Here is a 13033-nt window from a genome sequence, read left to right as displayed (position 1 = left end):
CGTCAACCCCTTGCCCGCTATCGCCGCTCGATGGCCATCAAGGTCACGTCGTCGATCTGCGGGGCTCCGGCACCGAATCGGGCGAGGTCACGCTGGACTCCGGCGATCACCGCTTCAGCTCCCAGCGGTGCATTCTCCATGAAGGATTCGTGCAGGCGCTCCATTCCGAACTCCTCGCCCCGGTCGTTGACCGCCTCCTTGATCCCGTCGGTATGAAAAAGCAGGCAGTCACCCGCCTGCATCTCGATCTCCGAAATCACCGTCACCCGCTCGAACACGACGCCGTCGTCGATTCCCAGCGCCAGCCCCGGTGGCTTGAGCTCCTCGGCCTTGCGGGATGACGGACGGAAAAGCAGCGCCGGGTCGTGGCCCGCACGCACCAGGCGCACCTTCCCCTGGTTCTCCAACAACTCGGCGTAGAAGAGGCTGATGAACATGTCCTCCCGGATGTCGGGAAACAGCTGGCGGTTGACGGCGGCGATCATTTCCAGCGGATCTTCATGAAGCTGCGCGTGGCAGCGCAACACGCTCCGGCACATCGCCATCATCAATCCGGCCGCCACGCCCTTGCCCGAGACGTCGGCGATCACCACGCCGTGCCGGCCACCGCCGAGATTCAAGTGATCGTAGTAGTCGCCGCTGATCAGCCGCGCCGGCACGTTGGCCCCGGCAATCCGGAATCCCGGCACCTCGGGATCGCCCTGCGGGAGGAGCACCCGCTGGACCTCGCCGGCGTTGCGGATCTCGGTCTCGAAGCGCCGCTTCTCGCCCGCCTCCTTGTAGATCATCGCGTTTCCCAGCGCGAAGCCCGACTGCTCCGCCGCCGATCGGAACACCGAAAAATCGTTGGAAGTAAACTCGCCGTCCTCGCGGAGCCGGGCCACCGCGAGCACCCCGAGATCTTTCCCGGCATGCCGCAGCGGCGCGATCAGCGCCGCCACCTCGCCGCCGCCAAAGCCGTGGAAGGCATCGTGGAAGGAGTCATGACCGCGCAGATCCTCGACCCAGATCGCCTTCCCGGCACTCAGGGCATCCCCCAGCACTCCCTGGTCCGCCGGGACCTGCGAAAGGCGCAGATGGCTGTCCATCGCCCTCGGATCCCGCTCCGCCTTGCGCCGGATCTCGAGAGGCACCCCGACCAGCGCCGGGCAATTCTCGGAAAGGTATTTCGGCTGCAGCATCCCGCCGCTCTCGTCGAGCAGGTAGAGGGCGCCGCCCCGCGCCTCGACCACCGCGTCGAGTCCGTCGACAATCGTCCGGTAGAGGCTGGACTGGTCCGACTGACGGTCGATGGCCACCCCCAGGTTGTGGAGGAACTCGAACATCCTCTCCTCCTCCCCCTCCAAGGCCGCCAGCTGCAACTTCTTGATCTTCACCTTGCGGCGCAACCGCAACTGGATGAGAAACAGGAGAAGCAGGACCGTGACCAGTCCGAGGAAAATGGCGTGCTCCTTCATCAGCGGTCGGCATCCGACGAGTCGGAAACCTGCTTCTCCAGCACCTGCACCACATTGGCGAACCGTTTGGTGTTCTCCTCGCTGGTCGAGGCAAGCTCCCGGTGGGCCTCAAGCACGTGGCGTGCCCGTTCGCTCATGTTCGGCAGCCGCTTCGGCGCGTAGGGCTTCAGCTCCCCGCGGATCTCGGCTATCCTTCCCCGCCACGGGGCCTCGGGCGGGGAAATCTCCAGCAGGCAGTCGAGACCGAGATCCTCGAGGGACTGGCGGTTGCGGTCGCCGGGCCGGGCCACCTGCACCCAGCCATTCTCCCGGCCCACCCGCGCCGCGAGGCCGGCCAGGAAGCCCATGAAGGTCGAGTCCATGCCCGTGCAGGCCTCGAGATCGATCACGAAGTGCCTCTCCCCGTCGTCCCGGCGTTGGCCGGCGCACTCCTTGAGAGCCGGACTCTGGAGAAATGAGCCCTTGCCCTCGCAACGGATCCAGGTGAAGCCGTCGAAAATCCCGAACGTGATGCCGATGTCCTTGTCCACGGTGTGATGAAGGTCTCCGCTCGAATGAGGTTGCGTCGTAACTTAGGCGCAGCGCCCGCTGGCGGTCAACCGCCCTTGCCGCAAATTGCGCCTATTCCCACAGGTATGAGTGGCGGCTGGCGACCTCGCGTTCGCCCCGGAACAAGCGGCAACGCCAGGCCAGCACCCGCCCGCCCTCGAGGTAATCGTCGCCGATGATGCGGAACTCGGCCCGGCCGGAGGTCGCGCCCGGGGCGAAGCTCTGCTCTTGGCGCAGGATGCGGCTCGCCGTGCCCGCCTGCTGGTATTCGAAGGTCACCCGCGCCGGGTCGCCGGCGGAGTCGTCCTCCCACAACACCACGTAGTAGTGGCCGAGCCGCTGCTCCTGCTCGCGCACCCCGATCGCCCCATGGAGCAACCGACGCTGCTCGCCCCGGATCAGCGGCTGGTCCGGATCCGCGATGTCGAGATTCCTCATGTGGACCGGACGCACATCCAGCACCGACGAACCACAGCCGCACAACACCCCCGCCACCAGCATCGGCAGCCATCTGGCAATCTGAATCACTCCCGCATTCAAGCGCATCGACACCGCTTGCCAACCCGGATTTGTCACCGGACGTGAGAAATCCGGCCCGGGGAAAAGCTTCACCTCCCCGCCCCCGCGGTCTTATCCTGCCGCCATGGACGACGCGGCGACCGCCAAGCTCGACGATTTCATTCGCCGCAAGGGCATGCGTCGCACGCCGCAGCGCGAGGCCATCGTCCAGCTCGCCTTCGCCGAGGACGAGCACTTCACCTCCGAAGAACTCTTCGACCGCGTCCGGCGGAAGAACATCAACGCCTCCCGGGCGACCGTTTACCGCACCATCGCCCTGCTGGTGGAGGCCGGCCTGCTGCAGGAGATCGACCTCGGTGGCGACCTCAAGACCTACGACCCCAACTTCCTCGACAAGCCGACCCACAACCACCTCGTCTGTGTCGATTGCGGCAAGGTGATCGAGTTCGAGGACTCGCACCTCGAACTGCTCAACGACTGCCTCACCCGCCGCCTCGGCTTCCGGCCCAAGCGCCAGTCGATCAAGATCGAGGCCTGCTGCGAGCAGCTCCGCACCAAGGGCAGCTGCCCCTCCCTCATCGAAGCCCGCCTCTCCCGCAAGCGCCTCCCGGTGCGGAAGCGGTGAGGGGAGCGCCGGCATCCTGCCGAACGCCGCCAAACGGACCGCGGGCTTCAGCCCGCATCTTTGGCCTCAAACCGCAGCACCCGGCACCACTCCTCCAGCTTCGCGGCGACCTTCTCCACCGCCGCGTCGTCCATCACCCGCTCCCGCCCCTCCAGAAAGGCCACCACATTCCGCGGATCCCGGATCTGCGGAGCCGCACCCTTCGGGTAGTTCACCGTCCACCCCGGCAACACCACCAGCGGCTCGACGAACTTCACCGGCGCTTCCGCCCCGTTGCAACGCACCTGCAAGGCCCTTGCAGCACCCCGCGCCTGCTTGAGCGCCTGACTCCTCCGCCCGTCCGGCAGGACCACGACCTCGCCCTCCACCCGCAGCGAGTCGCCACCCTTCTCCACCAGCTTCGACTTCGAAAAGCTCTTCGTTTCGATCGCCCACACCCCGCCCGGCCCAACCGCCACGTGGTCGATGTTGAAGGGCTTCCCATCCACCTCCATCGGCAAATCGTGGAACACCCGCCAGCCCTTCGCCGCCAGCGGGGCCAGCGCCTCCGCCACCACACACTCGCCGAGGAAGCCGAGCCGCTCGGTCCGCGCGCGACCGATCAGCTTCCGGATCCGCCGGAAGCCGAACCATCCCGTCGGCACGCCCGCCAACACGACACCCACCCAAGCGAACGGCTTTCCGGTGAAAACAACAAACGGCAACAGCATCGCGAGAATCATCATGCCGACCGCCAGGCCCGTGGTCTCCATCAACGCATCCTCCCGCCTTTCGAGGCAGCCCCAACCCGGTGGTCGCAGGATCCCCTCGTGAAACGGTTCGCGATACCGCTTCCGCCACCACCTTCTCGAATGGCTGCCGAAATACACCAGCAGCCCCAGAACCACCGCCCCGACCAGCACCTCCGCCGCCGGAACCGCGATCACCTGCCACCAGCTTGCCGCCACGACTGAAGGGAAAGGCAACCCGTTCATTGAGTCTCACGATGGGTTATCGGCCATCAACACACGCCCGGGAAGTTCCGGCCGCACACGGGGGCAATTCCAAGCATGCAAATGTCTCGATGCTGCTGATACCGCCTAGATCGAGGCCAGTAACTGGCGAAGCTCATGATCATGAATATCGGATCTTTCTCTCCGCTCCTTGTGCGCTCGAATGACATCGGCCGGAAGCCCAGCATGATTCGATTTGTTCAAAATCGCAAATAGCGCCAGATCCAGAAGCAAAACAGCGCCCTCCTCTTCACTATCGCCGAAGAACGGCACGGGGTGTGGATGCAGCCCTCGCCCCCCAGTCGAGCCGACCAAGTCCTCCAACCGGGTCAACAGACTCAAGATTGATTCCGGGCCGAAGCCCAGGGCAACGGCGGACCTCAGTTCTTCGACGCACGCGGCTCGCGCCAGCTTGATTGCCTTCTCATCGTAGAAATACTGTTTCGAGAGGTAGCCAGGAACTTTCTCAGGAAGTGGAAACTCGTTGTAGCTTGCAGGTCGGCACCCGTCGAACCCATACACGTATGGGATGTCCTTCGCAAATCCGGCTTCAGAACTACCAGTCACCCTCCGCTCAGTACTAAACGGACCTTTGGTGAAGGTCGCTACGGAACGGTGTGGTCGTATTCGGCTGGTCGCATAGTAGTAGTCCAGCGTCCTCGTCTCACCTTCCTCCATCAGTGGAAGTTGCCCGCTCCCCCAGCTCTCGATCAGCTCGTTGCCACAGTCTAGCAGATAACGCCCTTCCATCAGCTCTTCTCCTTGAAAAACGACCCTCTTGTCTAAGGGGTCGATCAAACACTGATAGACAACTTCATTCTTGGTCATGGCAGCCAATTCCGAAGACCCCCAAATCCGGTTTTCATTCACCCATGCTTCCCGCAGCATGCGGGAAAGCGCCACCAACCACGACGCCATCAAGTCGGTCGAGAATGCGCATCGCAAGCTGCCGGAAGTCCTGCTCGCAATCCTTCACGCTGTAAGTGTGCGCGCCGATCGCCCCATCCGCTGCCTTGAGGTGGAAGATCGGCTTGCGGGCCTCCATCGCCATCGGCATAAGGCTTCTGTAGTGCTTCAGCAGCGCCAGACAATGGCCGTCCTCTTCGTAACCAAGCTCAGACTGCTCGGGTGAGCCGATCACGAAGTCGTGGAAGGTCGAGGGAATCTTCTTTGACCACTTGTCATAGGCCTTAACCGGGCGGCTGTCGCGGATACCGAACTGCAGCACCACATACCCAAGCGGCGACATCGTGCCAGACGGCAAGTCCAGCGTAGGCTCCGGGTTCTTCGTAAGCCGCTCGTTCCACTCCTCACGCCAACGTTTGAGCGTCGGCCCGAGGTTGCGCAATCCCTGGATCGAAAACAGATCTGGCGCGAGCGGCACCACCACGGCATCCGCCGAAATGAGCGCCGCCCGGTTCAACGCTCCGAAATTCGGCCCGACATCGATCAGCACAACATCCGCCTCGAACTCCTTGCCAGCCTCCTTGGTCAAACGGTGGAAAGCACTCGTCACCCGGAACGCAGCCTCGTCTCGATCCAGACACTTGCCCCACGAATCCGACAGCTTCGACTCGAAGCTCGAAAGACTCAGGTCGCCGGGCAGAAGACGGAGCCCTTCGCGGATGCGATGGCACGGAGCCGGGCCGATATCGCCGAGGCCACGGATCAAGGGCTCGATCGGGGCCATGATGCTCTGCTTGCTGTCGACATCAGGATCCCAAAGCGTTTCCAAATCAGACTCCGAGAGAAACATCGACGTGACGTTGGCCTGCGGGTCAAGGTCCGCCACCAGCACCCGCTTCCCCATGTCCCACAGCATCCACGCCAGGTGATAGACGAGCGTGGTCTTTCCCACGCCACCCTTGTTGTTGAAAAAGGCCAGTGTCTTCATAAGGCAGGATGTTTCGGAATGACCGCCAGAAAGTGGTGCGTTTCAAACTCAAACCGCAGCTCCGGACTTCCATTCTCCTCAATGGCGCGTCTCGCCCGGGCCACGCCCCGGCCGAAACGGTTTACGTACCCGAGGACGTGCATCGCTTCCCCGATGATCGGATTACGGTAGCTGTTTACTCTGGGAAAATTCTCCTGCGAAGCTTCTCCGTAGAGGCCTCCCGGATTCTGGATCTCCAACCTGTCGCTGAACTGATACAAGCGGACCGGACTTGTGGACTGGTAGTCGCGGTGGAGAATCGCGTTCATCAACAATTCTCTGACCGCATCCGGCGGATAGTCATACGCGGCAACCTCCCGCAGCTCGGAAACCGGAACATACCGCTGCGTGAAGCGCCCTTTCAGGAAGGTCTCCAACTCCGCCAGAAGCGTGATCAAATTGCCTGCAAAGGTCTTCTCAGCGAGCGGCGTGTCGTCCAACCCAGGTCCGTCGAACTGAACGAACTGCACCTTGGCTCCCGGGAAAAGGTCCAGCGGATCATAGGCCAATACCAGCATCCCGGCGTTCGTCGGGCAGTCCCGCCTGAGATTGTAGAACCGCAGAGCTGCAAGCTGCTCCTTCAAATCGCGGTGGTTCTCCGCAATCACCTCGTCCGCTACCGCAGCCGGACGGTAGGTCTGCCGAAACGTTTCGAGGTCGAGCCGTTCGAGTTCACCCTCAGGACAGGGTGTCGCGTCAAAGGTCGGAAAATTAGCTGCCCGCCGTTCCATCAACACCCGTTCCTCCGTTTCGCTCGCGGTATCCTTCCGCGGACCCACGCGAACGTGGACTCGCCCTTTGAACCGCACCGGCGGCATGTCGTGGGGCTTCACCTCGACCACCAACACCTCACCCCTTCCATCCGGGTGCTCCACTTTCTCCACGTGCAGCACAGGCAGCGGCATCACCTGGCCATCCGAGCGATACGAAGCGAATTGCTGCATCAGATCATCGGTAATAGGGAGACGAAAGTCGGCATTATTCTCGTCGATTCCAATGATCAGATACCCTGGCAAACCACGGCCGCCCATGTCGTTCGAAAACGAGCAGATCGCCTCGCGAAACTTGTTCGTGTCCGTCGTCGCACGGGTCACTTCAACGCGATCCGCTTCACCGGATTGGATCAGGGTCTTGAGTTCGTCGGGCGTCATGGGACAAATCTGGTCGCTACCGGCGCAGCACGCGAGCGGGGATTCAATCAATCTCCAGCTTCGGCAAGCCGTTGACAATCTTCATGGCTTCGAGGCTGACGGTGATGACGCGGAGGAAGAGTTCGAATTCCCGGTCGTCCCCCGGTAGTGGGCGTCGAGTGAGGGATGGAGGGCGAGGATGCTGGCGATGCGGCGGACGTGGTGGGTGAATTGCTGGGCCTCGTCGGTGGTGAGCGGGCGGCCGAGGAGGGCTAGCTCGCGGTAGCTGAGCCACTTCTTGAGCACCTGATAGCCGCCGAGGGTGTAAGTCCAGACTCCCTCGGGAACATCCTTCCAGCGGGTGGTGGCGTTGAGGTGAATGTCGAGGAAACCCTCGCCGCGAGTGCCTGAGGCAACCTTGCCGGGGCCGGGCATGGTGACACCGTTCTGGCCGGCGTATCCCCAGCGGGCGTTGATGGCGAGGTCGGGCGACTTGGCGGAACCGCTGACGGTGAGTTCGCCGAGGCCCTTGAGGTCGTCGCGGATCTTGAGGTCGGTGACGCCCGGCACCGGGATCTCGGGATCGAGCAGAGCGGCGAGCTGGCGGCCGAGGGCGGCGCCGGACTTGAGCGTGGCGGCGTCGGCGGGCAGCGGGATGCGCGGCCAATCCTGGCGCAGCGCCCCGCCGTTCTCCTCGCGGTAAGCCGGCGCGTGGAGGATGCCGACGATGTGGAAGAACAGATCCTCCGGCTCGCACTTCAAGCCGACGAGGTAGTCCTTGGCGAAGTCGGTGAGGTTGGGTTGGGGGCCGGTGGGCTCGAATAGGTCGAGGTGGGCTGAAGTCTCTGCCCCTTCCTCATCAGGACAAAGGTAAAGAGGAAACATCCCTACGTTGGATTCCACAATGTGGTGGTCCGCAAGACACCGGGTGACCTGGGGACAGTAGAAATCCTCCTTGCGGTTGCGCTGGGTGGCACTGAGCCAAAGATTGCTGGGACTGAGCTGCTTCCTGTAGTCCGGCCGCGGACGGTCCAGAAGGATCGCGCCTCCCTCCCACGCAACTGATCGCACGTCGAATGGCCGATATGCATATGGAAGAATTTCTATCGCCCCATCGGGAACCATTTCGAGTAGCTTCTTTCTAGCGTCGGAAGGATTGAAGGTTTTGGTCGATTGGAAGAGAGGTGCGAACCGTCTGCCAACTTCCTGATCGGAAATCGAAGAATCTTGATAGGCCGCAAATCTACTTTCGAGGGCTTCGCGGCTGATGCTCACCACAGCATCATCCCGACTGGTCTTCACGCCGGGGAACGATCGCGGGAGCAGCTGAACCAGCTGTGGCCAATCGGTGTAGTCTTCCCGAACGCCCACCGGAAGCATTGCCAGTCCAAACTTGAGTGACGGTTTGAGCGAACGCCACTCCACCTGCTTCTCAAGTGCCTCGACAATCTCCGCGCGCTTGTTCTTTCCCCACCAGTGCCGGAACTGGAGTTCGGCCCGGGGCTGATAAACTGACTCGTCGAACGGTGACGGCGTTGGGCTCCCTTCCGGGCGTCGCTCCAGCAAGGCGATGGCGGTGCCAACTTGGATGCCAACGGCGGTTTTCTCGGTGGAGAAGATGCTTGGGTCCGGCTTGCCGTCGGGGGTCTTCTTGCCGGTCTTGTATTTGTCGCCGTTGAGGCAGTCGATCTTGATCGAATCGAAGACCTCCATGAAGCGCTCGCGCATGCCGGGATGCGAGAGGCCGTCGAGCCACGAGTAGTTGGAGATGAAGCAGACGATGCCGCGGGCGTCGTCGCGCGGCGGCCCAGGCTTGGGGTCGTCGTGCTCCGGCACGCCCTCGGCGATGCGGCGCTCGGCCATGCGGAAGAAACGGATGTAGAGGTCGTTAAGTCCCTGGCCCTGCGGGGCCGGTGCCTCCTTGGTGGTGCGGTAGGCCTGCGAAAGGGCGCGTTCCTCCTCGATCGCGACGCCGGCGTAACCGTCGTAGGGCGGATTGCCGAGGATCACGAGGATCTGCTCCTTCTGCTTCACCTGGTCGGCCTGATCGCGCTCGTCGGCGAACTCGGAGAAGAGAATTTCGTCCTTGGGGTGCTTCACCGGCACCCAGCCGGTCAGCGCGTTGGTGAGGAAGACCCCGGCACGCTCGTCCTGGTCGTGGTTCAGCTCCGCGCCCCAGCGGGTGAGCAGGAGGTCGATCTGGAGATGGGCGACGACATACGGCGCGGGCAGCAGTTCGAAGCCGTATAGCCGCTGCTTGGCAACCTCGCGAATCTTCAGCGCGGCTTGCGCCTTGCCGTAGCCCTCGACGAGGCGGTCGTAGATGAGGCGTAGGGTTTCCACCAGGTAGGCGCCCGTGCCGCAGCAGGGATCGAGGACGATCACCGAGGGATCGGCGAGACCGTCGGAGAGATCGAAGTTTTCCCGCAGGACGGCATCGACGCTGCCAACCATGTAACGGACAATCTCCGGCGGCGTGTACCAGACGCCGAAGTCCTTGCGCAGCTCAGGGTCGAACTCGGCAAGGAAAGGCTCGTAGAAGTACTGGACGGCCTCGCCCATGTCGTAGCGGGCGAAGAAGGAGGCGCGATCAACTCGGGCGAGGCATTCCTCGGTCCAGTCGAGCACCTCCTCGATGTTGAGCGCGCGGACCTTTTTCGGGTCCCCGGCGAGTTGGACAAAGAGCGTCCGCAGGATCGGCAGCCCGAGGTGCTGGGCGGAGAGTCGCCACTGGAAGCGGTCGGCGGGCTTGGGATGGGATTCGTGCCACAGCACCCAGGCCGAGAAGATGCCGTAGAAAAGCGTCTGGATGAGGGTCGATTGGAAGAAGTGGCTGCCCTTCTCACCCTCGAAGCGGACGCCGAGAGCCTCGGTAAGGGCCTTCTTGACCGGTTCGAGCGTGCCCATCGGAGCGATCTCGACGCGAGCCCGGGCCTCGCGGGCGTAGCTGGCGAGGAACGCGGCGAGGTCCTGCGGGTTGGCGATGCGGGCGTTGCTAAGCAGGGCGCGGCGGAGGAACTGCCAGAAGCGCTCGTATTCCGGGTGCTTGGGATCGGCACGCAGGGCGTGTGCCTTGGTCCAGAACTCGTTTTCGCTCGGGGCGAAGTGGTAGTATTCGCCCCGCTCGGGCTTTCCACCCTTCAGCGACCACAATGCAAAAGAGCGGTAGTTCGTGAGGAGGATTTGTCCGTAGGCTTCCAGGTAGTTGCGGACCTGCTCGCCGGACTCGAAGGCAGAGAGGTCCTTGTCAAGCGGCTTGACTTCGATGACACCGCGCTCGGGCTTGAGTTTATCGAACAGCGAGGGCGCGTCGGCACCATGCTTCTTGAGATCCTTGGTCGAGAAAAGGCCGCCATCCGGGATGCCGGAGCCGGTATTTGCCGGGTGGATGACGGCGGAGATCTTCGGTTTGAGGGTCTCGCCGACGGCGTTGAGGAGGTTGGCGAGTGCCGGATAGCCTGAGGTTTCCGGCGTGCCGGCGCCCAGCGAGGCATGGAGAGCGTTAAAGTATTCGGCGACTGGGTGCATCTCGGCGTGAAGGCTCGGAACCGCGTGCAGGATGCTTGCAAGGGCGGGGCAAGGTCAATGCAGCAGGCCGGGTGGGACATCCTCGGGGGCACTGGGGAATCGCGGTCGGCGGCGCTCCCTGACGGAACTGAAGGAGCGGGGGGCCGCCGCAACCACGGCCTGCTGCGGGCCGCAGCAGCCACTCCCCCGCCCCCGGTCCCGTCCCGCGCACCTTTGGAACTTGGAACTTCTCACTTGGAACTTCGAAGCCGTAGGCTCCGGCCATGTGGAAAGGCCGCTTCGCCCGGGAAACCGCGGAACTCGTCCAGCAATTCGGGGAGTCGATCAGCTACGACTGGCGACTCTACAAGCACGACATTGCCGGCTCGATCGCGCACGCCCGGGCGCAGATGAAGGCCGGGCTGCTGACCGCCGACGAGTTCGGGCAGATCGAGTCCGGCCTGCGCTCGGTCGAGGCCGACATCGATGCCGGCAAGTTCGAGTTCAAGACCTCGCTTGAGGACATCCACATGAACGTCGAGGCCGCGCTCACCGAGCGGATCGGCCCCGCCGGCGCCAAGCTCCACACCGCCCGCTCGCGCAACGACCAGGTCGCCACCGACACCCGGCTCTACTGCCGGGCGGAGATCGACGTGCTCTCGGCCGGCATCTCCGACCTCCAGCAGGCCCTCCTCGACCGCGCGGAGAAATACGCCGACACCGTCCTGCCCGCCTACACCCACCTGCAGCGGGGCCAGCCGGTCACCGTCGGCCACCACCTGCTCGCCTACGTCGAGATGCTCGACCGCGATCTCGGCCGGCTCGCCGACTGCCGCAAGCGCCTCAACATCTCGCCGCTCGGCTCCGGCGCGCTGGCCGGCTCGACCATCAATCTCGACCGCGAGGCCATCGCCGCCGAGCTCGGCTTCGACGGCGTGACGCGCAACTCGATGGATGCCGTCGCCGACCGTGACTACATCGCGGAGTTCCTCTTCGCGATGGCGCTGTGCGGCGTCCACCTGTCCCGGCTTTCCGAGGACCTCATCCTGTGGTGCTCGGCCGAGTTCGGCTTCGTCACGCTTTCCGACGCCCACACCACCGGCTCTTCCCTGATGCCGCAGAAGAAGAACCCCGACGTCTGCGAAATCACCCGCGGCAAGACCGGGCGCCTGCTTGGAAACCTGGTCAGCCTGCTGACCGCGGTGAAGGGCCTGCCACTCACCTACAACCGCGACTTGCAGGAGGACAAGGAGCCGCTCTTTGACTCGGTCGACACCCTCAAGCTCACGCTCGCCGTGAATGCCGAGATGATCGCCGCGATGGAGATCCGCGAAGACAAGTGCCTCGCCGCCGCCTCCGACCCGATGCTGCTCGCCACCGACCTCGCCGACTGGCTGGTCCGGCAGGGCGTCCCCTTCCGGCAGGCCCACGAACTCGTCGGCAAGGCCGTCGCCGAGTCGGTGAAGACCGGCACCCCGCTGGATCAACTCGACCTGACGACGATCGACCCCGCCTTCACGGCCGAGGCTTCCGGCGTGTTCTCGGTCGAGACGGCCCTTGCCGCCCGCACCAACCCCGGCGCCCCCTCGATCGACAACGTCCGCGCCGAGATCGAACGAAGGAAATAGGGAGCGCGTGGGGAGAGCGGCTTTTCAAGCCGCAGTGGGAAGCGGGTTTCAAACCCGCGCTCCCCAGCTCAGAACTGCCACATCTTGCCCTGTTCGGCGTCCTTGAAGACCTGCGGGCTGAGCATGTAGGACATCGGGGGATTCGGCAGCGGCGAGTCGTCGAGCACCGGCAGGCTCGCGCCGATGGTCGAGTCCCACGGCTGGGTCGACGACACGTTCACCGGCGTGCCGACCCGCACCATGTTGAAGATCTCGCGCGCCGAATTCAGCGGCAGTCTCACGCAGCCCATCGTCGAAGGGTAGGGCTTCACGAACCCCCAGTGCATCCCGTAGGCCGGGCTGTAGAAGGACATCCAGTAGGTCATCGGATAGCCGCGGCCCGGCTGGCTCTGGCGCCGGCGTTCCTTGGTCTTGCTGGTGATGCGGTGATTCCCGGCGGGCGTGGGTGAGCCGGCCTTGCCGACGCCGCAGGGGGTCGCCAACAGGACCTTGTCGCCCTCAACCACATAAAGCCGTCCGGCGCTGGTGCTGATCTTGACCTTCACCGCCGAACGGTTGGTGGGTTGGGTGACCTTTGGCTTGTAGGAAAACGAGGTACCAGAGGTGCCGGTGCTCATGTTTCCGCAGGAGCTGAGACCAATGGCGGCGGCAGCAAGGGCCGAAAGGGCGAGGATGCGAGGAAGGAAGTTCATG

Annotated in this window: 11 protein-coding genes; 2 read left to right on the top strand and 9 right to left on the bottom strand. The window is 63.7% G+C overall.

Annotation, left to right across the window (positions count from 1 at the left end):
- Positions 1-17: 17 nt before the first annotated feature.
- From ACG2LG_RS00790 to ACG2LG_RS00780, 3 genes are all read right to left on the bottom strand, one after another.
- A complete protein-coding gene (locus ACG2LG_RS00790; protein WP_396255481.1) occupies positions 18-1457 on the bottom strand; it encodes a PP2C family protein-serine/threonine phosphatase in 1440 nt (479 codons plus the stop codon).
- Positions 1457-1987 (bottom strand): STAS domain-containing protein, encoded by a 531-nt coding sequence (locus ACG2LG_RS00785; protein WP_396255479.1) that lies wholly within the window; start codon positions 1985-1987, stop codon positions 1457-1459. Before ACG2LG_RS00785 ends, ACG2LG_RS00790 begins: the two co-directional genes overlap by 1 nt.
- Positions 1988-2078: 91 nt before the next feature.
- The gene (locus ACG2LG_RS00780; protein WP_396255477.1) at positions 2079-2534 is read right to left on the bottom strand and encodes a hypothetical protein; all 456 of its coding nucleotides are present in this window, start codon (positions 2532-2534) and stop codon (positions 2079-2081) included.
- A gap of 115 nt (positions 2535-2649) precedes the next feature.
- On the opposite strand from ACG2LG_RS00780, the gene ACG2LG_RS00775 reads away from it, so the two are divergent.
- Positions 2650-3150 (top strand): Fur family transcriptional regulator, encoded by a 501-nt coding sequence (locus ACG2LG_RS00775; protein ID WP_396255475.1) that lies wholly within the window; start codon positions 2650-2652, stop codon positions 3148-3150.
- A gap of 47 nt (positions 3151-3197) precedes the next feature.
- Here the strand turns inward: ACG2LG_RS00775 and ACG2LG_RS00770 are convergent, their stop codons facing one another.
- The 5 genes from ACG2LG_RS00770 to ACG2LG_RS00750 form a co-directional block, all read right to left on the bottom strand.
- Positions 3198-4115 carry a nuclease-related domain-containing protein gene (locus tag ACG2LG_RS00770; protein WP_396255473.1) on the bottom strand — a complete coding sequence of 306 codons (918 nt, stop codon included), beginning with the start codon at positions 4113-4115 and terminating at the stop codon, positions 3198-3200.
- 114 nt (positions 4116-4229) lie between these two features.
- Positions 4230-4970, bottom strand: a complete 741-nt coding sequence (locus ACG2LG_RS00765) for a hypothetical protein (protein WP_396255472.1) — start codon at positions 4968-4970, stop codon at positions 4230-4232.
- Positions 4971-5004: 34 nt separating this feature from the next.
- The gene (locus tag ACG2LG_RS00760; protein ID WP_396255470.1) at positions 5005-6036 is read right to left on the bottom strand and encodes a ParA family protein; all 1032 of its coding nucleotides are present in this window, start codon (positions 6034-6036) and stop codon (positions 5005-5007) included.
- The gene (locus ACG2LG_RS00755; RefSeq protein ID WP_396255468.1) at positions 6033-7226 is read right to left on the bottom strand and encodes an ATP-binding protein; all 1194 of its coding nucleotides are present in this window, start codon (positions 7224-7226) and stop codon (positions 6033-6035) included. Before ACG2LG_RS00755 ends, ACG2LG_RS00760 begins: the two co-directional genes overlap by 4 nt.
- Before the next feature lie 81 nt (positions 7227-7307).
- Positions 7308-10733, bottom strand: coding sequence for a type ISP restriction/modification enzyme (locus ACG2LG_RS00750; RefSeq protein ID WP_396255466.1), 3426 nt, complete (start codon positions 10731-10733; stop codon positions 7308-7310).
- A gap of 263 nt (positions 10734-10996) precedes the next feature.
- Between ACG2LG_RS00750 and argH the strand changes: the two genes are divergently transcribed.
- Entirely contained in the window at positions 10997-12340 is a 1344-nt protein-coding gene (argH, locus tag ACG2LG_RS00745; RefSeq protein WP_396255465.1) for an argininosuccinate lyase, read from the top strand.
- Between the two features lie 68 nt (positions 12341-12408).
- Here the strand turns inward: argH and ACG2LG_RS00740 are convergent, their stop codons facing one another.
- Positions 12409-13032 (bottom strand): L,D-transpeptidase, encoded by a 624-nt coding sequence (locus ACG2LG_RS00740; RefSeq protein ID WP_396255463.1) that lies wholly within the window; start codon positions 13030-13032, stop codon positions 12409-12411.
- Position 13033: the final 1 nt, after the last annotated feature.

It is taken from the genome of Haloferula sp. A504 (genome assembly GCF_044385805.1).
In the GTDB taxonomy this organism is placed as follows: Bacteria; Verrucomicrobiota; Verrucomicrobiia; order Verrucomicrobiales; family Akkermansiaceae; genus Haloferula.
This window is presented reverse-complemented; position numbering and strand designations above follow the sequence as displayed.

Bases quoted from the DNA above. Each gene is read 5' to 3' on its own strand.
- ACG2LG_RS00790 (WP_396255481.1), bottom strand. From the start codon at position 1,457: ATGAAGGAGCACGCCATTTTCCTCGGACTGGTCACGGTCCTGCTTCTC.
- ACG2LG_RS00775 (WP_396255475.1), top strand. From the start codon at position 2,650: ATGGACGACGCGGCGACCGCCAAGCTCGACGATTTCATTCGCCGCAAG.
- ACG2LG_RS00765 (WP_396255472.1), bottom strand. From the start codon at position 4,970: ATGACCAAGAATGAAGTTGTCTATCAGTGTTTGATCGACCCCTTAGAC.
- ACG2LG_RS00760 (WP_396255470.1), bottom strand. From the start codon at position 6,036: ATGAAGACACTGGCCTTTTTCAACAACAAGGGTGGCGTGGGAAAGACC.
- ACG2LG_RS00755 (WP_396255468.1), bottom strand. From the start codon at position 7,226: ATGACGCCCGACGAACTCAAGACCCTGATCCAATCCGGTGAAGCGGAT.
- ACG2LG_RS00750 (WP_396255466.1), bottom strand. From the start codon at position 10,733: ATGCACCCAGTCGCCGAATACTTTAACGCTCTCCATGCCTCGCTGGGC.
- argH (WP_396255465.1), top strand. From the start codon at position 10,997: ATGTGGAAAGGCCGCTTCGCCCGGGAAACCGCGGAACTCGTCCAGCAA.
- ACG2LG_RS00740 (WP_396255463.1), bottom strand. From the start codon at position 13,032: ATGAACTTCCTTCCTCGCATCCTCGCCCTTTCGGCCCTTGCTGCCGCC.